The sequence below is a fragment of the Streptomyces peucetius genome (genome assembly GCF_025854275.1).
In the GTDB taxonomy this organism is placed as follows: Bacteria; Actinomycetota; Actinomycetes; order Streptomycetales; family Streptomycetaceae; genus Streptomyces; species Streptomyces peucetius_A.
Map to the genome: position 1 here is coordinate 3,637,055 of NZ_CP107567.1, position 19,535 is coordinate 3,656,589.

The following is a 19,535-nucleotide window of genomic DNA, read 5'->3' on the forward strand; positions in this document are numbered from 1 at the left end:
CCGGACCACCATGGTCAAGAATTTCGTCGCCCGAGAACTGCTGACAGACGCCACCCGGCCGGGTAGCGTCACGGCAGGTCCACGCCGTTGGACTACACCACTCCCTTACAACGGATCGTCCGGCACGTTCCTGCCGGTGAAGGAGACGCTGAACCATGGCCACTGTCACGTTCGACAAGGCGACCCGGATCTACCCGGGTTCCGACAAGCCCGCCGTCGACCAGCTCGAGATCGAGACCGAGGACGGCGAGTTCCTCGTCCTCGTCGGACCGTCCGGCTGCGGCAAGTCGACCTCCCTGCGGATGCTCGCGGGTCTCGAGGACGTCAACGGCGGATCCATCCGCATCGGCGACCGCGACGTCACGCACCTGCCGCCCAAGGACCGGGACATCGCCATGGTGTTCCAGAACTACGCGCTCTACCCGCACATGACCGTCGCCGACAACATGGGCTTCGCGCTCAAGATCGCCGGCGTCAACAAGAGCGAGATCCGCAAGAAGGTCGAGGAGGCCGCGAAGATCCTCGACCTCAGCGAGTACCTGGACCGCAAGCCGAAGGCGCTCTCCGGTGGTCAGCGGCAGCGTGTCGCGATGGGCCGGGCCATCGTGCGTGAGCCGCAGGTCTTCCTCATGGACGAGCCGCTGTCGAACCTCGACGCCAAGCTCCGTGTGTCGACGCGTACGCAGATCGCGAGCCTGCAGCGCCGGCTCGGCATCACCACGGTGTACGTCACGCACGACCAGGTCGAGGCCATGACCATGGGCGACCGGGTGGCCGTGCTGAAGGACGGTCTGCTCCAGCAGGTCGACTCCCCGCGCCACATGTACGACCGTCCGGCCAACCTCTTCGTCGCCGGCTTCATCGGCTCCCCGGCCATGAACCTGGTCGAGGTGCCGATCACCGACGGTGGCGTGAAGTTCGGCAACAGCGTCGTCCCCGTCTCCCGCGAGGCCCTGTCCGCCGCCGCCGACAAGGGGGACACCACGGTCACGGTCGGCGTCCGCCCCGAGCACTTCCAGGTCGTCGAGCACGGCGCCGACGCCAAGACGCTCTCCAAGGACGCTCCGGCCGGCCTCGCCGTGTCGGTGAACGTGGTCGAGGAACTCGGCGCCGACGGTTACGTGTACGGCTCCGCCGAGGTCGGCGGCCAGCACAAGGACCTCGTCGTCCGCGTGGGCGGCCGCAGCGTCCCCGAGAAGGGCAGCGAGCTGCACGTCGTGCCGCAGCCGGGCGAGCTCCACGTCTTCTCGACGTCGACGGGCGAGCGCCTCAGCGACTGAGGACAGCAGTGGCCCCAAGGGCCGGGCCGGGCTCCGCACTTCGGTGCGGAGCCCGGCTTTTCCTTTCAGGGGACAAATACCCTGACAGGCCGGGCATTCGGCCTATTTCACGGCACCGCGTCAACACGGGATTCGAAAGGAGGCCTCGAACCGTCCCTCGCGTGAGTGACTAAATGTCGCCATATCATCACCGGGCGCTACGCTCGCTCGCGTGACCCACACAGCCCGCCGAATCGGCCGCACACTCGCCCTTGTTCTGCCTGTCGTCCTCGTGCTCTCGGGAACCCTCGCGGTCACCGCCGTCCCGTGGGCGGGGCAGGCCACACAGTCGCAGATGCTCACCGCCTCCTCGGAGAACGTGTCCGTACGCGCCAAGTCCCGTGCCCCGCACGAGGTCCTGCGCGACCGGCTGCTGACCGAACTGCAGACGAAGGACCCCGGCGCGGCGCTCACCCGCCTCCAGCGCGAGGTCGAGGCGCGCCCGTCGCTCGCGGAGCACTGCATGTCGATCGCGCGGGCCCTCGGCCGCGCCGCCGTCGAGCGCTACGGGCCGACGCGTGCCCAGCGGTTCTCCCGGCCCGTATGCGACACCTCGTTCGCCACGGGCGTCGCGCAGCAGACCCAGGGCTCCTGAGAAGCGTTCTGAAGGCTCTGAGGCGCCCCTGGGCACCCTGACCCGGCCGGCGCCCCGGAAGACGGCCCCACGGGGCCTGCGAGCCCGTCGCACCCGTCGCGGTACGGGGTCGGCGGGCCGCATATCGTTCACGCCATGCAAACGCCTACGTTTCCGACGCAGGCCGTGGTCCTGGCGGGCGGCCAGGGCTCGCGGCTGCGCCCGTACACGGACGACCGCCCCAAGCCGATGGTCGAGATCCCGGGGACCGGGACCCCGATCATCGGCCATCAGCTTGCCTGGCTGGCCGAGGAGGGCGTGACGGACGCCGTGGTCTCCTGCGGCCATCTCGCCGAGGTCCTCCAGGAGTGGCTGGACAGCGCGGTGCTGCCGCTGCGCGTCACGACCGTCGTGGAGACGGAGCCACTGGGCCGTGGCGGCGGGCTGAAGTACGCCGCGGCGAGCCTGCCGCACCCCGACCGGCCCTGGTACGCGACGAACGGCGACATCTGGACCCGTTTCTCGCTGCGGGAGATGGCCGCGTTCCACACGGAGCGCGATGCCACGGCGACCCTCGCGCTGGCGCGTCCCCGCATCCCCTGGGGAGCCGTCGAGACGGACGCCTTCGGGCACATCACCGACTTCATCGAGTCGCCGCCGTCCCCGTATCTCATCAACGCGGGCGTGTATGTCTTCTCCGCCGCGTTCACCGGGCTGCTGCCCGACGTGGGCGACCACGAGCGCACGACCTTCCCGCGGCTGGCGCGTGAGCGCCGGCTGGCGGGTTTCCCGTTGCCGAACGGGGCCTACTGGCGGGCGATCGACACCGCGAAGGACCTCACAGAGGCGGCCAAGGAGCTCGACACGAAGGTGCGCTGAGCAACACCGCTGAGGAACGCTGCCGAGGAGCACGGACCGAGGGGCGGCCACCGGATCGGGGATCCGGTGGCCGCCCCTCGTCGCGTCGTGCGCGGGCCGCCTGCGGCGGGCCGCTCAGCCGAGCAGGCCGCCGATCACGCCACCGCCGGAGCTCGCGTCGCCGTCCCCGGAGCCGCCGGTCGAGTCGTCGCCGGTCCAACCGCCGGAGCTGCTGCCGCCCGTGGACGTCGGCCCGGTCGTGCCGGAGGACGGCGGCGGCGTGGGCTGCGAGTCGGTGGGCGGCTGCTGGCCGCTGCCCTGCGTCTCACTGGGCGTACCGGCGACCGTGCCGGTCTCCTGCACGGACTCCGCCGGAGGCGTGGACGCCTCTTCCTCGGGCTTCTCCGCGGTGTGGCTGGCGGACGGGGTGGGCTTGTCCTCACGCGTGGCCGAGGAGCTGCGCTGCGCACCCGGCTCCCCCGGCAGCGGTGCGCCGGGCAGGTGGTTGGTCGGGTGCTGGTTCGGTCCGGGGACGGTGACCATGTCGTCGGAGCGGACGGCTCCGCCGAGCACGGAGCCGACGAGCATCGTGAGCCCGACCACGACAGCGGCGGCGAGACCGCCGCGCCGCAGTACGCGCCGGCGCAGGTCCCACAGCTCCGAGCGGGGCCCCAGGGTGCGCCAGGCCTCGCCCGCGAGCCGGCCGTCGACCGAGTAGACCGGAGCCCCGGCGATGATCAGCGGCGACCATGCGGCGAGGTAGATGAGGTCCGGCGTCTCGTAGACGGGGACGGTGCTCCAGCTGACGGTCATGACCAGCGCGGCGGACAGCAGCGCGCCGAAGACGGCCGCGAGCCGCTGCCAGAGTCCGAAGACGGTCAGGACGCCGACGACGACCTGGAGGAAGGCGACGGTGAGGCCGGAGCCCACCGGGTGGGCGATCGCGAAGTCCCGCAGGGGCTCGCCGAGGGCCCACGGGTTCAGACCGTTGAGCCACTTGACCATGGAGCCGCGGTCGCCGCCGTCGAAGTAGACGGGGTCGCACAGCTTGCCCATGCCGGCGTAGATGGAGATGAAGCCGAGCAGCAGGCGCAGCGGCAGGAGCACCACGCCGAGGTTCATCCGGCGGCCGGGGTAGTACGCGTGCCGCACCGAGTCGGCTGCGTGGCGCTGCGGCGGGCGCCGCCGGTCCTTGGCGAGAGCGTCGTCGTAAGGCTCGACGTCGTACATGCCGGCGTCGTAGGGCTGCCGGCCGTGGTAGGGCTGCCGGCCGTCGGAGGGCCGGTCGTCGGGAAGCGGGTCGTACGGCGGGTCGGTGTTGTATGAGTCGTAGGCGCCGGCCGCCTGCCGCATGGGCGGCAGCAGCGGCTTGTCGCGGCCGGGCCCGCCGGGCGCGGGGACCGTCGGGGCCTGCATCGTCTCGTCGAGCGCGACGCGTGGCAGGACCTGGGTGGCGGCCCCGCTGTAGGTGTCGTGCTCCAGGGTGGAGTTGCGTACGGCCTGGAGGAGCCCCGTCGCGCCGGAGTCCCCGGGCGCCGACCTGCCGCTCCACACGACGGGTGCCCGGCGCCGCGCCGGGGCGGCTCCGGCGAGGGAGGCGAGGCGTGCGGTGTTCGCCAGGCCACGAGCGGGGCGCGGGCTCTGGGAGAGCTGCACCCGGAAGCTGGCGTGGTTGACGATGACCTGCGCGGGATCGCAGTCCACCTTGACCATGCTCAGCGCAGGCTGATCATCGAACCCGGACCGGGGCGTTCTGGTGTCCACACTCATCTAACCGAGTGATGGGTGTTTAGGGCACGGCCGTGACGGGCCCGATCTGTCCGAGACCCGTCAAGCACACCATATCGGCCGGTTTGCGCCAAGGTGCGCCAAGGTCCGCCCGGAGACGGTACGAGGTCCGTCAGAAAACGACCGGACCGGGCACCTCACGCGCGCCGCTTGGCCGCCTCGTACAGCACGACACCGGCCGCGACACCCGCGTTGAGCGACTCGGCGCCGCCCGGCATGGGAATGCGGACCAGAACGTCGCAGGTCTCGCCGACGAGGCGGGACAGACCCTTGCCCTCGCTGCCGACGACGATCACCAGGGGACCGCCCAGCGCCTCGAGGGCGCCGACCTCGGTGTCACCGTCCGCGGACAGACCGACGACCGTCAGACCGGCCTTCTGGTACGCCTCGAGGGCGCGCGTCAGGTTGGTGGCGCGGGCGACGGGCGTACGGGCGGCGGTGCCCGCGGAGGTCTTCCAGGCACCCGCGGTCATCCCGGCGGCACGGCGCTCGGGGACGACGACGCCGTGACCGCCGAAGGCGGAGACGGAGCGGACGACCGCGCCGAGGTTGCGGGGGTCGGTGACGCCGTCGAGAGCGACGATCAGCGGGTCCTCACCGTCGTCGAAGGCGGCGGCGGCCAGGTCCTCGGGGTGCGCGTACTCGTACGGCGGGACCTGGAGCACCAGGCCCTGGTGGTTGAGCCCGTTCGTCATCCGGTCGAGCTCGGGGCGCGGCGCCTCCATGATGTTGATGTTGCCGCGACCGGTGGCGAGCTGGAGCGCCTCGCGCACCCGCTCGTCGTTGTCGATGAACTGCTGCACATAGAGCGTGGAGGCGGGCACACCGTCGCGCAGCGCCTCGAAGACGGGGTTGCGGCCGACGACCATCTCGGACGTGCCCTTGCCGCCGCGGCGAGCGACGGGCCGGCGAGCGGCGTGCTTGGCCTTGGCGTTGGCCACCCGGTTCTTGACGTGCCCCTTGCGGGCGGAGGCGGGCGGCGTGGGGCCCTTGCCCTCGAGCCCGCGACGCCGCTTGCCACCGCTGCCGACCTGCGCGCCCTTCTTGTTGGACGTGCGGCGGTTCCTGCGCTGGCTGTTCCCGGCCATGACTTTTCGTTCCTCTGGATCGCGTCGTTGAGTGAAAGTGTGCCGCCCGGGTCCCCGGGCGGCACATTGCGCCTGGTGCTGCGGACGCGAGGGCCGGACCCTAGCGGGGTCCCAGCGTCCAGCGGGGCCCGTCCGGACCGTCCTCGATGACGAGCCCGGACTGGTTCAGCTGGTCACGGATGGCGTCCGCCGTCGTCCAGTCCTTGCGGGACCTGGCCGCCTCGCGCTGCTGGAGCACGAGCCGCACGAGGGTGTCGACGACTCCGTGGAGGTCCTCACCACGATCGGACTCGCCGGCCCAGTGGGGGTCGAGCGGATCGAGTCCGAGCACACCCAGCATGGCACGGACCTCGGCGAGGCGGGCGACGGCGGCTTCCTTGTCGTCGTCGGCCAGTGCGCTGTTTCCCTGCCGGACGGTCGTGTGGACGATCGCGAGGGCCTGCGGCACCCCGAAGTCGTCGTCCATGGCCTCGGCGAACGCGGGCGGCACCTCCGCCGCCGGCGCGACCGGACCGGACTTCTCGACGACCCGCTGGACGAAGCCCTCGATCCGCGCGAACGCCGACTCGGCCTCGCGCAGCGCCTCCGGGCTGTACTCGATCATCGAGCGGTAGTGCGGGGTGCCGAGGTAGTAGCGCAGGACGATGGGGCGCCACTGCTTGACCATCTCGGAGACGAGCACCGAGTTGCCGAGCGACTTGGACATCTTCTCGCCGCTCATGGTGACCCAGGCGTTGTGCACCCAGTACGAGGCGAAGGCGTCGCCGTAGGCCTTGGCCTGGGCGATCTCGTTCTCGTGGTGGGGGAAGACCAGGTCGAGGCCGCCGCCGTGGATGTCGAAGGCCTCGCCCAGGTACTTGTGCGCCATCGCCGAGCACTCGAGGTGCCAGCCCGGCCGGCCGCGGCCCCACGGGGTCTCCCAGGAGGGCTCGCCCGGCTTGGTCGCCTTCCACATGGCGAAGTCGCGCGGGTCGCGCTTGCCGGTGATGCCCTCCTCCGCGGGCTGGCGCAGGTCGTCGATGTCCTGGTTGGAGAGCGCCAGGTAGTCGGGGAAGGACCGCACGTCGAAGTAGACGCTGCCGTCGGCCTCGTAGGCGTGTCCGCGCTCGATGAGGCCGCGCATCATCTCGACCATCTCGGTGACGTGGCCGGTGGCGCGCGGCTCGTAGGTGGGCGGGAGGCAGCCGAGGGCCTCGTAGCCGTCGTTGAAGGCGCGCTCGTTCTCGTAGCCGATGGACCACCACGGGCGGCCCTGGTCGGACGACTTGGCGATGATCTTGTCGTCGATGTCGGTCACGTTGCGGATGAACGTGACGTCGTAGCCGCGGTACTGGAACCAGCGGCGCATGATGTCGAAGTTCAGTCCCGACCGGATGTGCCCGATGTGCGGAGCGGCCTGCACGGTCGCACCGCACAGGTAGATCGAGACACAACCCGGCACTAGAGGGGCGAAGTCACGGATCTGCCGGGCGCTGGTGTCGTACAGGCGAATGGTCACGCAACAAGGGTAGTGGGCGCGTGGTAGTGCCTCGCGACCCGTTCCGGACGGAATCCGGTACCGAGGTGACGCGCACGGCGGGCCGGGCCGGTCCCGCGACGGGGCGCCGGCCGGGCCGGCCGGGGCAGGGACGTCAGCCCGGCAGGGCGGGGGCCGTCAGCCGGTCCTGACGACGAGCGCCGTCGCGATGGCGGCGAGCCCTTCGGCCCGGCCGGTCAGGCCGAGACCGTCGGTCGTGGTCCCCGAGACGGCGACCGGCGCGCCGACCGCGGCCGACAGCTCCTTCTGCGCCTCTTCGCGCCGCTTGCCGATCTTCGGGCGGACCCCGATCACCTGGACGGAGACATTGCCGATCTCGAACCCGGCCGCGCGCACGATCCGCGCCGCCTCGGCGAGCAGGGCGACCCCGGAGGCACCGGACCACTCGGGCCGGGAGGTGCCGAAGTGGGCGCCGAGGTCACCGACGCCGGCGGCGGAGAACAGGGCGTCGCAGGCGGCGTGCGCGGCGACGTCACCGTCGGAGTGGCCGGCGAGGCCGTAGCCGTCGCTGTCGGAGCCTTCCCACAGCAGCCCGGCACACCAGAGCTCACGCCCCTTCTCGAAGGCGTGGACGTCGGTGCCGATGCCGACCAGCGGCAGGCGGAGCTGCTCAGAAGCCATCGGTGGCCCTCCTCCGGGCGAGTACCGCCTCGGCCAGTACGAGATCCAGCGGCCGGGTCACCTTGAAGGCTTCCTCGTGGCCGGGGACGACGACGACCCGCAGGCCCAGCTGCTCGACCATGCTGGCGTCGTCGGTGACATTCTCCGTGACCGTGCCGTGGGCGCGGACGAGGGTCTCGCGGTCGAAGCCCTGGGGCGTCTGCACGGCCCTCAGCGTCGCCCGGTCGGGGGTGGCCACGACGGCCTCCGCCTCGCCCCCGGTGGCCGGTTCCACCTGCTTGACGGTGTCCGCGAGAGGCAGCGCCGGCACGACGGCCGGGGAGCCGCCGTGCACGGCCGCGACGACCGCGTCGACGGTCTCCTCGGGCACGAGCGGGCGGGCCGCGTCGTGCACGAGCACGGTGGTGATGTCGTCGGGCAGCGCGTCGAGGCCGAGCCGTACGGACTCCTGGCGGCTGTCGCCGCCCGGGACGACGAGGTAGTCGGTCCTCTCGGGCAGGGCGTGCGCGTCGAGGAGCCGCTTGACCTCCCGAGCGCCGTCGGGGGGTGCGACCACCACGACGAGCGAGACGGCGCGGGAGGCGGCCATGGCGCGGACGGCGTGGACGAGCATGGGCGTGCCGTTCAGCGCGCGGAGCGCCTTGGGGGCGCCCGGGCCCAGCCGTACGCCCCGGCCGGCCGCCGGGATCACGGCGGCGGTGCGGCGGTGGCGCGATTCGTCTGACATCGGTTGCACTCCGGCAGGTTTGTTTCCTCGGCCGACATGGGTATGGCCTGGGCGTACCCCGGCCGTAGGTTGGGGGAGAGTGCCGGGCGCGACGCCTTGACCGGACCCTTCCGTGACCAGGTCTGCGCCAGCCGCCCGGGCCCGGCACGCCAAAACGCCCGGCGACGGCGGGCGCGACGATCCGTCGCGTTCCGTCAGAAGCGCGACCGCCGTGCGCATACCGCGTCCGCACGCATGCCGCAGCGCCCGGCGGCAGGCTGGATTTCACAAGGTGATTTCACAGCGTGCCGACGGGCACTGCGGCATTGTGGTGCGTGTCGTGCGTCAGGACGCGAGGACCTCGTCCAGCAGGGCCTCGGCCTTGTCCTCGTTGGTGTTCTCCGCGAGCGCGAGCTCGCTCACCAGGATCTGGCGCGCCTTGGCGAGCATCCGCTTCTCACCGGCGGACAGCCCGCGCTCACGCTCGCGACGCCACAGGTCACGCACCACTTCGGCGACCTTGATGACATCGCCGGAGGCGAGCTTCTCGAGATTTGCCTTGTAACGACGGGACCAGTTCGTCGGCTCTTCGGCGTACGGCGCGCGAAGCACCTCGAAGACCCGGTCCAGTCCGTCCTGGCCGACCACATCGCGAACGCCGACGAACTCCGCATTGTCCGCCGGTACGCGAACCGTCAGGTCGCCCTGGGCGACCTTGAGCACCAAGTAGGTCTTGTCCACGCCTTTGATCTGGCGAGTTTCGATAGCCTCGATCAGCGCGGCCCCGTGATGGGGATAGACCACGGTGTCGCCAACCTTGAACGTCATGTGACAGGTACCCCTTCCGTGGCTATCCAGGGTAACACGGATACAGCTTGTTCTGAATGGCGTTTTCGCAGGTCAGGGCATATCTCGGGGCTTGACAACAGCAACCGGAACGTGCTGCGGGCGGCTTCCGGAGTGCGGTATTCGCAGGTCGGAGCCGCTGCGCGGGCGGACGGAAACGCGCATGTTTCGCGCCGCACACCCCCCTCCAAAGCGCCCGAACGTCCCGATTTGCCGGAATCTCGACGGTGAACTTTCCGTACTCCGTTCGGCCGCCGCTCACCCGTACGGGCGGACGCTCCGGAGAATCCTGAATTGATCACCGACGGGTATTCGTAAGGAATGTGTGGCGACCTCGGAAATTGATCACTGCGGTTATGTGAACGCACAGGTCCGGACCGCCCTCCCGACGGGTCCCGCTCCACCGGTACCGACAAAGGGCGGGTCGGGTGCGGGGCGTGATCGACGGCTCGGTAACCTGAGCCCGGGCTGGCACGCAATCAGCCGGTGACAGCCACCACCCGTCCGTACGTAGAAGGAGAAGCCGCCGCCGTGAGCAGCAGCCTTCGACGCGGTGCCCTCGCCGGCGCTGCCATCGTCTTCTCGATCGCCTCGCTCTCCGCCTGCGGTGCGGGCAACGACGCGCAAACCCTCGGAGTCAGGCCGGACAACGCCGCGACCACGGTCGACAGCCTGAAGCTCCAGAACGTAACCGTCATCACCCAGCCGAAGCCCGACACCGAGGGCCCGGCGGCCGTGAGCCTCACGATCTTCAACGAGGGCAGCAAGCCGCAGACCCTCGAATCGATCGAGCTGCCGGGCTCCCGGGCCACGGTGAAGCTGAACCCTGCCGACGGCTCGGGCGCGATCACCGTCCCCGCGCAGGGCAGCGTCGTCATCGGTGGCGAGGGCAACGCGTCCGCCGTCATCGAGAACGGCAACAAGGAGATCAACCACGGCGTCGTGCGCGAGGTCGTCTTCCGGTTCAGCGAGACCGGTGACGTGCCCGTGAGGGCCCAGGTCTTCCCGGCGACGAACTACTTCCGGAGCTGGGGCCCGAGCGAGCTGCCGAGCCCGCCCGCGCAGTCCCCGTCCGGCAGCCCCTCCGCGTCGCCGACGGACAGCCCGGCCGGCACGGAGACCGCCCCGGCGGACACCGAGGCCGCCGGCGGCGAGGGCGAGGCCGCCCCGTCCGACGCAGCGTCCGCGTCGCACTCCGCCGGTCACTGACAGACACCCGGGTACGCACGCACAGGGGGCGCTCGCCGACACGGCGAGCGCCCCCTGTCACGTACCCATGGCCCGTCGGGGCGGCCTACGGCTCGAACTTGTACCCCAGACCGCGGACCGTCACCAGGTAGCGCGGCGCACCCGGGTCCGGCTCGATCTTGGCGCGCAGACGCTTCACATGGACGTCGAGGGTCTTCGTGTCACCCACGTAGTCCGCGCCCCACACCCGGTCGATCAGCTGCATACGGGTCAGCACCCGGCCCGCGTTGCGCAGCAGCATCTCCAGCAGGTCGAACTCCTTCAGCGGAAGGTCGACCTTGCCGCCCGAGACGGTCACGACGTGACGGTCCACGTCCATCCGCACCGGCCCGGCCTCCAGGGCGGCGGGCGTGACCTCCTCCGGCTCGCCGCGGCGGCGCAGCACCGCGCGGATGCGGGCGACCAGCTCCCGCGAGGAGAAGGGCTTGGTGACGTAGTCGTCGGCTCCTATCTCCAGCCCGACGACCTTGTCGATCTCACTGTCCTTGGCGGTCACCATGATCACGGGCACGTTCGAGCGGCCCCGCAGCTGGCGGCACACCTCGGTGCCCGGCAGGCCGGGCAGCATCAGGTCGAGGAGCACGAGGTCGGCGCCGTTGCGCTCGAACTCGTCGAGTCCGTCGGGGCCCGTGGTCGCGACCGCGACCTCGAAGCCCTCCTTGCGGAGCATGTAGGACAGGGCGTCGCTGAAGGATTCCTCATCCTCGACGACGAGCACTCGGGTCACGGAAGGACCTCCGGGGCAGGGATCTCGCTGTTGGGATCGGTGTCGTAAGGCCGGTCGTCGTCCTCGTCGACGCGATCCCGGCCGGTGGTTGCGCGGTCTTTCGCTGCGCCCGCCTCTGGCAGCCGCAGGGTGAACGTGGAGCCCTGTCCCTCGGAGCTCCACACCGTGACCTCCCCGCCGTGCGAGGCGGCCACGTGCTTGACGATGGCCAGCCCGAGGCCGGTGCCTCCGGTGGCGCGGGAACGGGCGGGGTCGACGCGGTAGAACCGCTCGAAGATCCGCTCGCGGTCCTTCTCCGAGATACCGATGCCCTGGTCGGTGACGGCTATCTCGATCAAATCTCCGCCGGGTGCGCTGACCCGGCGGGCGGAGATGCCGACGCGGGTGCGGGCCGGGGAGTAGTTGACGGCGTTCTCGACGAGATTGCCGAGGGCGGCGGCGAGCTTGCCGCGGTTGCCCCATATCCGCAGGTCGGAGGCGGCCCCCGCGGCCATGGTGATCTGCTTGGCGGAGGCCGGCTGCCGGGAGCGGTCGATGGCCTCCGCGACGAGCTCCTCCACCCGCACGGGCTCGGCGTCCTCCAGCGGGTCGTCGTTCTGGACCCGCGAGAGGTCGATGAGCTCCTGTACGAGGTTGGTGAGCCGGGTCGCCTCGATCTGCATACGGCCGGCGAAGCGGGTGACCGCCTCGGGATCGTCGGAGGCGTCCATGACGGCCTCGGAGAGCAGGGCGAGCGCTCCGACCGGGGTCTTGAGCTCATGGCTGACGTTGGCGACGAAGTCGCGCCGTACCGCCTCTATACGGCGGGCCTCCGTCAGGTCCTCGACCAGGAGCAGGACCAGCCGGGAACCGAGGGGCGCGACGCGCGCGGAGACGGCCAGGGCTTCGCCGCGTCCGGTGCCGCGGCGCGGCAGATCCAGCTCGACCTGCCGTATCTCACCGTCGCGACGGGTGTCGCGGGCCATGTGCAGCATCGGCTCGACGGCGAGCTTCCCGCCGCGCACCAGGCCGAGGGCGTACGCCGCGGAGCTGGCCTTGACCACGGAGTCGGACTCGTCGAGGACCACCGCGGAGCTTCTGAGGACGGACAGGACGGTGTCGACACCGGGCGGCAGCACGGCGTCGGTGTGCAGCGAACTCCGGGTGGGGCGGCTCTGTTCGCGCTCGCTCCAGCGGAACGCCAGCATGGCGATGACACCGGTGCAGAGACCGGCGATCGCTGCTGCTGCGGCAACCGCCGCGTTCACGTCCATGCATTCAGGTTATGCGGGCCTCGGGGCACTCTCCCAGCCAAACGGGTGGCACCTCGAACAGTCGTCGCTCAGAGTTCACCAAGGGGATAGTGCTGATTCATTTGGGAGGGAGCCCACGGACGCCTGACCGGCCGAACGTGGGAGCGTGGGGGTTCGGAGCCCCACCCGGACCCCGGTCGCATCAAGAGAGGGACACCATGCGGGACGCGTACCACGAGGAACTGGACTCGATCGGCGAGGGCCTGGTCGAGATGGCCCGGCTGGTCGGGTCGGCGATCGGGCGCGCCACCACGGCCATGCTCGACGCCGACCTGAAGCTGGCCGAGACCGTGATCGCCGCCGACCAGAAGGTCGACGACCTCCAGCACGAGCTGGAGGCGCGTGCGATCGCCCTGCTGGCCCGGCAGCAGCCCGTCGCCACGGATCTGCGGATCGTCGTGACGTCACTGCGGATGAGCGCCGACCTGGAGCGCTCGGGCGACCTGGCCCAGCACGTGGCCAAGCTGGCCCGGCTGCGCTTCCCGAACCGCGCCGTACCGGACGACCTGCACGCCACGATCCTGCAGATGGGACAGCTGGCGCAGCGCCTGATGGCGAAGGCCGCGGAGGTCATCATCACCAAGGACGTCGACCTGGCCCTCCAGCTGGAGCAGGACGACGACGAGATGGACCTGCTGCACCGCGCGCTCTTTCAGCACCTGATGGACGACCGCTGGAAGCACGGCATCGAGACCGCGGTCGACGTCACCCTGCTCGGCCGCTACTACGAGCGCTTCGCGGACCACGCGGTGTCCGTGGCCAAGCGCGTGGTCTATCTGGTGACGGGCGAGCACGCGGACGAGCTCCAGCAGCAGACCACGGTCGAGGGCGCGTAGCGGCACCCGAGGGGGCGTACGGGGGGCGCCTGCGCGCATGCGCCGTTGATGCGCCCGGCCCTGCGGTCCTGCAATGGGCATGGTGGCATTCCCATAAGCCCTTGAGGAGGGACCCATGGCCGAATCCCCCACGACCGATCCCCAGCAGGAAGCCCCGCGCGACGCGGTGTTCCTGCCCGTCCTCGGCGCCTGCGGCTGCGGCTCCGGCTGTGGCTGCGGCTGCCAGTCCGGCGCCCCCTGCCAGTGCGGCGGCTGACCCGACCCGCACCCGCTTCACCCCAGGGCCCCGTCCGGAACCGGATGCTGTTGGTCAATTCCGGGGCCTAGCGTGACGTCGGCCTTCGAGACCCGGTTGTGGTCTTGAAGGCCGACGTTGTCGTATGGGGTGGGTGCGGATGTCGATGCATCCGAAGGGGTCTGGGGAGATCCCGGCGGAGACGGTGCGGGTGGCGCGGGCCGCGTTCCCGAAGGGGAGTCCGGCGATCCGGCTGCGGGATGAGTTGGGGCCGCTGTTCACGGATGAGGAGTTCGCGGATCTCTTTCCCGCTCGGGGGCGTCCTGCCTGGTCGCCCGCCGGGCTGGCGCTGGTGTCGGTGTGGCAGTTCGTGGAGGGGCTGACCGACCGGCAGGCGGCAGAGGCGGTGCGGGCGCGGATCGATGTCAAGTACGCGCTCGGGCTGGAACTGGACGATCCGGGCTTCGATTTCTCGGTGCTGTCGGAGTTAAGAGGCCGGCTGGCCCAGGCGGACGGCGGGCGGCGGGTGCTGGATGGTGTCTTGGCCGCAGCCCGGGAGAAAGGGCTGCTCAAGAGGGCAGGCCGCGCTCGGACGGACTCCACCCACGTGCTGTCGGCGGCGCGTGAGCTGTGCTGGCCGGAGATGGTGGCAAAGACCTTGCGGTCGGCGTTGAACGCGCTCGCGCAGGCGGCACCGGACTGGCTGGCCGGTATCGCCGGGTCCGGCCGCGAGCCCGCGCAGACCATCGGGAGCGCCGGGCGCCAGCGCTGCGGCCTGCGCAGATCCCGCTACCGGGGCCTGGCGAAGACCAGCCTCCAGCACCAGCTCACCGGCGCCGCCATCAACCTCGCCCGCATCGACGCCCACCTCACCGGCACACCCCGAGCACGCACCCGCACCAGCCACTTCGCACGGCTTCGCCCCGCCGACCAGAACTCGATCGACGGGGCGAAGAAGGCATAGCCCCGGAATTGACCAACAGTATCCGGAACCGGACGGGGCCCTCGGCACGCGCCGGCCAGGCCGTCCACGACGTGGAAATGCCGACCGCCGTGACGCCGGCGCCGGAACGATGTCTCCCATGACGATGACGAATGACATACGGAAGGCATACCTGCAGGCCGCCGAGGAGGCCGTGCGCCTGCTGGCCACGGAGCAGGTGGCCGGTGGCTGGGAGAACGAGTCCGTGCTCCCCGGGATGTCGGTGGGCGGCCTGGCCGGCCACTTGGCGCGCAGCGTGCTGCAGGTCGAGTGGTTCCTCGACGGTCCGGTCACCGGCGCGGAACCGGTGTCGCCGGTGCGGTACTACGCGCGGCTCGTCGGCACGTCGGTGCCGGACTCGGCGCTCAACGTCGGGGTCCGCGCGCGCAGCGAGGAAACTGCGGCGGCCGGCCCCGCCGCCGTGGCCGAGCAGGCACGGGAGGTGTGGGAACGGCTGACCCAGCGCCTGGACCGCGAGCCGGCCGACCGCCGGGTGGCCGTCCTCCACCGCCAGGGAGAGGAGATGCTGCTCGACGGCTACCTGCGCACCCGGTGCGTCGAGCTGGCCGTCCACCTCGACGACCTGGCGCTGAGCGTGGGCGAACACCCCCGGACACCGGACGCCGCGCTCGCCGTCGCCGTGGACGTACTCGTCGCCGCCGCCCGCGACCGCCACGGCGACCAGGCGGTCCTCCACGCACTGGCCCGACGCGAGCGCGACACCGCCGACGCTCTGCGCGTCCTGTAGACCGGCAGACCGGCAAGGCCCCTCGGCTCGCGGAGAAACCACGCACCGGGGGGCCTTGTTCGCTGCAGGCCGGGCTACTTCTTCTTGTTCTTCTTGCCCTGGGTCTTGCCGCGGATCTCGGCGACCTGCGTTTTCGCTGGTCCGGGGGCATCTCTCAGCTCGACCTCCCGCTGAACCTCGACCAGAACCGCCACAACGCGTTCCACAGTCGCCTGAAGAATCTCCGGGCCCAAGCACGCCAACGAGCGCGGGAGTTGCCCGTCAGTTCATAGGAGCTGGGACTCACTACGGCGGAGCGGGCCCCGGGCCTGACTGAGCGGCGGCCTGGTCCCCGCCGATCCCCGCACGATCCGGCACGTGTCTGGCTGGTCGGCCGTACGATCCGTACGTCTGGCTTGAGCCACGGACTACTCGTAGGTGGTCGCAGCTCGTAGAGCTTGTGCGAAGAAGCTCCAGTCCCCGGCTACCGCTGGCGGCAGATCGCGACCGGCGTTGCTGTACGCGCCGTCCGCGTCGTCCAGGTGGTACGGGTTGATCGAGGAAGGCAACCGGCGCACGCAGCAGGTGATCGACAACGACCCCGTGATGCCGTTCATGCTGCGTCTGCGCGATCAATCGGAGCCGCGAGGCCTTCCGGCGTTGACGGCGCACATTCCCATCCCGGCCGGCAGGGCCAACGCGCAAGGCAGGGACGGAGGTTGAGGTCTGGAGTGTGTCCAAAGGCGGTCGGCTTGCGGCAGGATTGCACAGCACTGGCAAGGTCCAAGTCGGGTTACCCGCGACCTTCCAGGGAAAGATCTCAAGTGCATCTCAGTGAGTCGGAGGGGGCTGCTCATGAGCGGTACGTCACGGTCGCGTCACAACAGGACAGAGCCTGGGCCGCCGCCCGAGCGCGGCACCGATCGCTTCAGCGACGGTCCCCCTGATCCCCTCGCCTCGCTGCTGGCCAAGGTCAACAGGGGGGAACACATTTCGACTCCTGGAGACAACGCGGGCGGCGAAGACCGCGACCCCCGTGACGAGGAATGGCGGGAACACGATCGCCACGGCCCCTATGCACAGGGGCGTCGCCGGAGGAACTGACGCACAGGGCGGAGTCCCCCGTCTGCGGCAGCGCAGGCGGGGACTTGGCGTGAGGGCTGCTCACGAGGCTGGAGCGGGGCGGCTTGCCAATCGACGAGCAGACGGCGCGCACCGGGCGACAGCTCCTGGGGGGTGTACACGATATGTACGGCCCGCCTGGGCAGCCCAGACGGGCTGTCACGAGACAGTGCGCGCAATGCACGCATGCGGCCCCGTTTCACTGCGTTACTCGGCTGGACAAGGGCGTCATGGTGGGCGACCGCCCAAGCAGTTCCCGCCCGTCGAGATCACCCTGCCCTGGAAGGTCTCGGGCGGGCCGATGGTCACGAAGAAGCTCGTGTTCATCGCGCCGCGCGGTGGCCACGTCTGGCGCACGTCCCTGAACAAGGAGGCGTGGAAGCCCGCCCTCGCCGCAGCCGGGGTCCTCCCGGTCCCCGAGCGCGGCCGGCCTTTTGCCGAGTCCCGCGAGAACGGCATGCACGCCCTGCGCCACTTCTACGCCTCGGTCCTCCTGGACGCCGGGGAGAACATCAAAGCGCTCGCCGAGTATCTCGGTCACTCCGCCCCCGGCCTGACCCTCCGCGTCTACGCGCACCTCATGCCGTCCGGTCAGGAGCGCACCCGCAAGGCCGTCGCTGCCATCTTCGAGACGGCCCGATCAAGCACCTGACGGCCCAGCGACGGCCCAAGGGCAGCAACAAGCCCCCTCCCGGCGGAGAAACCGCAGGTAGGGGGCTTGTTCGTGCGGGCTACTTCTTCTTGCCCTGGTTCTTGACCGCCTCGATCGCCGCCGCCGCCGCGGCCGGGTCGAGGTAGGTGCCGCCCGGGGTGACCGGGTTGAAGTCGGCGTCGAGTTCGTAGACGAGCGGGATGCCGGTCGGGATGTTCAGGCCGGCGATGTCCGCGTCGGAGATGCCGTCCAGGTGCTTGACCAGGGCGCGCAGGCTGTTGCCGTGGGCGGCGATCAGGACCGTGCGGCCGGTGAGCAGGTCGGGGACGATGCCGTCGTACCAGTACGGCATCATGCGCTGGACGACGTCCTTGAGGCACTCGGTGCGGGGGCGCAGCTCGCTGGGGATCGTCTGGTAGCGGGCATCGTCCGACTGCGAGAACTCCGTACCGTCCTCGAGGGGCGGCGGCGGGGTGTCGTACGAACGGCGCCAGAGCATGAACTGCTCCTCGCCGAACTCGGCCAGCGTCTGGGCCTTGTCCTTGCCCTGAAGGGCGCCGTAGTGGCGCTCGTTCAGCCGCCAGGAGCGGTGGACCGGGATCCAGTGGCGGTCGGCGGCCTCCAGGGCGAGCTGCGCCGTGCGGATGGCGCGCTTCTGGAGCGAGGTGTGGAGAACGTCGGGGAGCAGACCGGCGTCCTTGAGCAGCTCACCGCCGCGGACTGCCTCCTTCTCGCCCTTCTCCGTGAGGTTGACGTCCACCCAGCCGGTGAACAGGTTCTTCGCGTTCCATTCGCTCTCGCCGTGGCGGAGGAGGATCAGCTTGTACGGTGCGTCGGCCATGCGCCCGAGCCTAATCGACTCCTCCTGACCGCCGCGCGGCCGCCCGAGGAGCGGACTCGGTTGACCGTCGCCGTCAATTGAGTGGCGGCGCGAGCCCCGCCCTATGTAACTTGCGGATGCTTGTTGAGGTCATTACAGCCGTGGGGGGCTCCCGTATGTCCATCGCTTCACTCGTCCGCGCGTCGCGCGCGACCGTGTCCGGCCTGCCACCGGGCTTCTGGTGGCTGTGGACCTCGACGCTGGTGAACCGCACAGGCGCGTTCGTCCTCACCTTCCTGTCGCTCTATCTGACGCAGGAACTCGACTACTCGGCCTGGTACGCCGGTCTCGTCATCGCGCTCCACGGACTCGGCGGCGTGGCCGGGTCGCCACTGGGCGGGATGCTCACCGACCGGTGGGGACGGCGTCCGACGATGATCTCGATGCACCTGGCCGGCGGGACGTGCGCCGCCGCGCTCGCCGTGGTGAGCAGCGCCTGGGGAATCGCGGTCGTGGTGCTGCTCATGGGCGTGGCCATGCAGGCCGTGCGGCCGGCGATCAGCGCCATGATCGCGGACATGGTGCCCGAGGCCGACCTGCGCCGGGCCTACGCGCTGAACTACTGGGCCCTCAACCTGGGCTTCGCCGTCGCCGCCCTCGGCGGTGGCGCCGCGATCTTCCTCGGCTACCGGACTCTCTTCGTCGCCGACGCCGTCGCGACGGCCCTGTGCGCCGTGATCGTCTTCATGCGGCTGCGCGAGACCCGGCCCGAGGCCCGGGTCGACAGTGCCGGCCAGGCTGTCCAGGAGCAGCGGGTCACCGTCCTCGACGTACTGAAGGACGCCCCGTTCCGGACCCTGGTGCTGCTCAACCTGCTGGTGTGCCTCATCTTCACCGCCCCGTGGGTCGGCCTGCCGCTCACCATGGCGGGCGAGGGGCTGTCGGCCGACTCGTACGGCATGGTCATCGCCGTCAACGGCGTGGTGATCGTCGCGCTGCAGCTGCTCGTCAACCGGATCACCGACAAGCGCTCCCCGGCCGTGCTGCTCACCGTCTCGTCGCTGCTCTTCGCCGCCGGCACCGGGGCGACCGCCCTGGCCGGTACGCCCCTGGTGTTCGCGGCGACCGTGGTGGTGTGGACGCTGGGTGAGATGGTGCACGTCCCGACCAATGCCGCCGCGACCGCCCGCCTCGCCCCGGAGCACGCGCGCGGCCGGTACCAGGGCGTGATGGGCATGTCCTGGGCGGTGGCCGGCTTCGTCGCCCCGATCCTGGCGGGCTGGGTCGTGGACGGGCCCGGACCGGACGTCCTGTGGATGGGCTGCGCGGTGGTCGGCGCGGTGGCCGCGGTGGGCTACACGGTCCTGCTGCGGCGGGCGCTGGCGGAGGACGGCGGGCCGGCGGAGGACGAGCCGAGGGACGCTGCGCCGGTCCCCGCCGAGAAGGCAGGGCCCGGCGAGAAGGCAGGCTCCGTCGAGAAGGCGGAGCCCATTGAGAAGGCCGTCGAGAAGGCCGTCGAGAAGCCCGCCGAGAAGGCGGAGCCCGTCGGCGGCTGAG

The 19,535-nt window shown here is 70.8% G+C and carries 19 protein-coding genes and 2 pseudogenes; 11 read left to right on the forward strand and 10 right to left on the reverse strand.

Annotation, left to right across the window (positions count from 1 at the left end; all coding sequences use genetic code 11):
• Window positions 1-155: 155 nt before the first annotated feature.
• The 3 genes from OGH68_RS16580 to OGH68_RS16590 all read left to right on the forward strand — a co-directional run bounded on the left by OGH68_RS16580 (window position 156) and on the right by OGH68_RS16590 (window position 2,772).
• Window positions 156-1,280: an ABC transporter ATP-binding protein gene (locus OGH68_RS16580; protein ID WP_264244822.1), complete on the forward strand. Its 1,125-nt coding sequence runs from the start codon at window positions 156-158 to the stop codon at window positions 1,278-1,280.
• A gap of 211 nt (window positions 1,281-1,491) precedes the next feature.
• On the forward strand, window positions 1,492-1,914 hold the full coding sequence (locus tag OGH68_RS16585) for a hypothetical protein (protein ID WP_264244824.1): 423 nt from the start codon (window positions 1,492-1,494) through the stop codon (window positions 1,912-1,914).
• Between the two features lie 135 nt (window positions 1,915-2,049).
• Complete coding sequence (locus tag OGH68_RS16590) at window positions 2,050-2,772, forward strand: nucleotidyltransferase family protein (protein ID WP_264244826.1); 723 nt, start codon at window positions 2,050-2,052, stop codon at window positions 2,770-2,772.
• A gap of 114 nt (window positions 2,773-2,886) precedes the next feature.
• Here the strand turns inward: OGH68_RS16590 and OGH68_RS16595 are convergent, their stop codons facing one another.
• From OGH68_RS16595 to OGH68_RS16620, 6 genes are all read right to left on the reverse strand, one after another.
• Window positions 2,887-4,521, reverse strand: coding sequence for a DoxX family protein (locus OGH68_RS16595; RefSeq protein ID WP_264244828.1), 1,635 nt, complete (start codon window positions 4,519-4,521; stop codon window positions 2,887-2,889).
• Between the two features lie 155 nt (window positions 4,522-4,676).
• Entirely contained in the window at window positions 4,677-5,627 is a 951-nt protein-coding gene (rlmB, locus tag OGH68_RS16600; protein ID WP_264244830.1) for a 23S rRNA (guanosine(2251)-2'-O)-methyltransferase RlmB, read from the reverse strand.
• A gap of 100 nt (window positions 5,628-5,727) precedes the next feature.
• Complete coding sequence (gene cysS / locus OGH68_RS16605; protein ID WP_264244832.1) at window positions 5,728-7,125, reverse strand: cysteine--tRNA ligase; 1,398 nt, start codon at window positions 7,123-7,125, stop codon at window positions 5,728-5,730.
• Window positions 7,126-7,281: 156 nt separating this feature from the next.
• A complete protein-coding gene (ispF, locus tag OGH68_RS16610) occupies window positions 7,282-7,785 on the reverse strand; it encodes a 2-C-methyl-D-erythritol 2,4-cyclodiphosphate synthase (RefSeq protein WP_264244834.1) in 504 nt (167 codons plus the stop codon).
• On the reverse strand, window positions 7,775-8,512 hold the full coding sequence (gene ispD, locus OGH68_RS16615; protein WP_264244836.1) for a 2-C-methyl-D-erythritol 4-phosphate cytidylyltransferase: 738 nt from the start codon (window positions 8,510-8,512) through the stop codon (window positions 7,775-7,777). Before ispD ends, ispF begins: the two co-directional genes overlap by 11 nt.
• A gap of 324 nt (window positions 8,513-8,836) precedes the next feature.
• The gene (locus tag OGH68_RS16620; RefSeq protein WP_003953493.1) at window positions 8,837-9,319 is read right to left on the reverse strand and encodes a CarD family transcriptional regulator; all 483 of its coding nucleotides are present in this window, start codon (window positions 9,317-9,319) and stop codon (window positions 8,837-8,839) included.
• Between the two features lie 549 nt (window positions 9,320-9,868).
• Here OGH68_RS16620 and OGH68_RS16625 point away from each other — a divergent pair.
• Window positions 9,869-10,546: a DUF461 domain-containing protein gene (locus OGH68_RS16625; protein ID WP_264244838.1), complete on the forward strand. Its 678-nt coding sequence runs from the start codon at window positions 9,869-9,871 to the stop codon at window positions 10,544-10,546.
• 85 nt (window positions 10,547-10,631) lie between these two features.
• On the opposite strand, the gene OGH68_RS16630 is transcribed toward OGH68_RS16625, so the two are convergent.
• The gene (locus OGH68_RS16630; protein ID WP_053557145.1) at window positions 10,632-11,312 is read right to left on the reverse strand and encodes a response regulator transcription factor; all 681 of its coding nucleotides are present in this window, start codon (window positions 11,310-11,312) and stop codon (window positions 10,632-10,634) included.
• The gene (locus OGH68_RS16635) at window positions 11,309-12,565 is read right to left on the reverse strand and encodes a sensor histidine kinase (RefSeq protein WP_264244840.1); all 1,257 of its coding nucleotides are present in this window, start codon (window positions 12,563-12,565) and stop codon (window positions 11,309-11,311) included. Before OGH68_RS16635 ends, OGH68_RS16630 begins: the two co-directional genes overlap by 4 nt.
• Window positions 12,566-12,762: 197 nt before the next feature.
• Here OGH68_RS16635 and phoU point away from each other — a divergent pair, with 197 nt between their 5' ends.
• The 4 genes and pseudogenes from phoU (at window position 12,763) to OGH68_RS16655 (ending at window position 15,405) form a co-directional block, all read left to right on the forward strand.
• Window positions 12,763-13,440 carry a phosphate signaling complex protein PhoU gene (gene phoU, locus OGH68_RS16640; protein WP_264244841.1) on the forward strand — a complete coding sequence of 226 codons (678 nt, stop codon included), beginning with the start codon at window positions 12,763-12,765 and terminating at the stop codon, window positions 13,438-13,440.
• A 115-nt stretch (window positions 13,441-13,555) separates the two neighbouring features.
• Complete coding sequence (locus tag OGH68_RS16645; RefSeq protein WP_264244843.1) at window positions 13,556-13,696, forward strand: hypothetical protein; 141 nt, start codon at window positions 13,556-13,558, stop codon at window positions 13,694-13,696.
• Window positions 13,697-13,835: 139 nt separating this feature from the next.
• Window positions 13,836-14,381: pseudogene (locus OGH68_RS16650) on the forward strand (transposase); the annotation flags it as partial.
• Between the two features lie 376 nt (window positions 14,382-14,757).
• Complete coding sequence (locus tag OGH68_RS16655) at window positions 14,758-15,405, forward strand: maleylpyruvate isomerase N-terminal domain-containing protein (protein ID WP_264244846.1); 648 nt, start codon at window positions 14,758-14,760, stop codon at window positions 15,403-15,405.
• A gap of 74 nt (window positions 15,406-15,479) precedes the next feature.
• Here OGH68_RS16655 and OGH68_RS16660 read toward each other — a convergent pair whose 3' ends face one another.
• Complete coding sequence (locus OGH68_RS16660; RefSeq protein WP_264244848.1) at window positions 15,480-15,611, reverse strand: hypothetical protein; 132 nt, start codon at window positions 15,609-15,611, stop codon at window positions 15,480-15,482.
• 325 nt (window positions 15,612-15,936) lie between these two features.
• Here OGH68_RS16660 and OGH68_RS16665 point away from each other — a divergent pair, with 325 nt between their 5' ends.
• On the forward strand, window positions 15,937-16,107 hold the full coding sequence (locus OGH68_RS16665; protein WP_264244850.1) for a hypothetical protein: 171 nt from the start codon (window positions 15,937-15,939) through the stop codon (window positions 16,105-16,107).
• A 646-nt stretch (window positions 16,108-16,753) separates the two neighbouring features.
• A pseudogene (locus OGH68_RS16670) lies at window positions 16,754-17,158 on the forward strand (tyrosine-type recombinase/integrase); the annotation flags it as partial.
• 79 nt (window positions 17,159-17,237) lie between these two features.
• Here the strand turns inward: OGH68_RS16670 and OGH68_RS16675 are convergent.
• Window positions 17,238-17,999, reverse strand: coding sequence for a phosphoglyceromutase (locus tag OGH68_RS16675; protein WP_264244851.1), 762 nt, complete (start codon window positions 17,997-17,999; stop codon window positions 17,238-17,240).
• A gap of 155 nt (window positions 18,000-18,154) precedes the next feature.
• On the opposite strand from OGH68_RS16675, the gene OGH68_RS16680 reads away from it, so the two are divergent.
• Complete coding sequence (locus tag OGH68_RS16680) at window positions 18,155-19,534, forward strand: MDR family MFS transporter (RefSeq protein ID WP_264244853.1); 1,380 nt, start codon at window positions 18,155-18,157, stop codon at window positions 19,532-19,534.
• Window position 19,535: the final 1 nt, after the last annotated feature.

What these genes read in the sequence shown, in the direction of transcription:
- OGH68_RS16635 (WP_264244840.1), bottom strand. Translation starts at nt 12,565, where the DNA reads ATGGACGTGAACGCGGCGGTTGCCGCAGCAGCAGCGATCGCCGGTCTC.
- phoU (WP_264244841.1), top strand. Translation starts at nt 12,763, where the DNA reads ATGCGGGACGCGTACCACGAGGAACTGGACTCGATCGGCGAGGGCCTG.
- OGH68_RS16620 (WP_003953493.1), bottom strand. Translation starts at nt 9,319, where the DNA reads ATGACGTTCAAGGTTGGCGACACCGTGGTCTATCCCCATCACGGGGCC.
- OGH68_RS16580 (WP_264244822.1), top strand. Translation starts at nt 156, where the DNA reads ATGGCCACTGTCACGTTCGACAAGGCGACCCGGATCTACCCGGGTTCC.
- OGH68_RS16675 (WP_264244851.1), bottom strand. Translation starts at nt 17,999, where the DNA reads ATGGCCGACGCACCGTACAAGCTGATCCTCCTCCGCCACGGCGAGAGC.
- OGH68_RS16645 (WP_264244843.1), top strand. Translation starts at nt 13,556, where the DNA reads ATGGCCGAATCCCCCACGACCGATCCCCAGCAGGAAGCCCCGCGCGAC.
- OGH68_RS16655 (WP_264244846.1), top strand. Translation starts at nt 14,758, where the DNA reads ATGACGATGACGAATGACATACGGAAGGCATACCTGCAGGCCGCCGAG.
- ispF (WP_264244834.1), bottom strand. Translation starts at nt 7,785, where the DNA reads ATGGCTTCTGAGCAGCTCCGCCTGCCGCTGGTCGGCATCGGCACCGAC.
- rlmB (WP_264244830.1), bottom strand. Translation starts at nt 5,627, where the DNA reads ATGGCCGGGAACAGCCAGCGCAGGAACCGCCGCACGTCCAACAAGAAG.
- OGH68_RS16680 (WP_264244853.1), top strand. Translation starts at nt 18,155, where the DNA reads ATGTCCATCGCTTCACTCGTCCGCGCGTCGCGCGCGACCGTGTCCGGC.
- ispD (WP_264244836.1), bottom strand. Translation starts at nt 8,512, where the DNA reads ATGTCAGACGAATCGCGCCACCGCCGCACCGCCGCCGTGATCCCGGCG.
- OGH68_RS16590 (WP_264244826.1), top strand. Translation starts at nt 2,050, where the DNA reads ATGCAAACGCCTACGTTTCCGACGCAGGCCGTGGTCCTGGCGGGCGGC.
- OGH68_RS16595 (WP_264244828.1), bottom strand. Translation starts at nt 4,521, where the DNA reads ATGAGTGTGGACACCAGAACGCCCCGGTCCGGGTTCGATGATCAGCCT.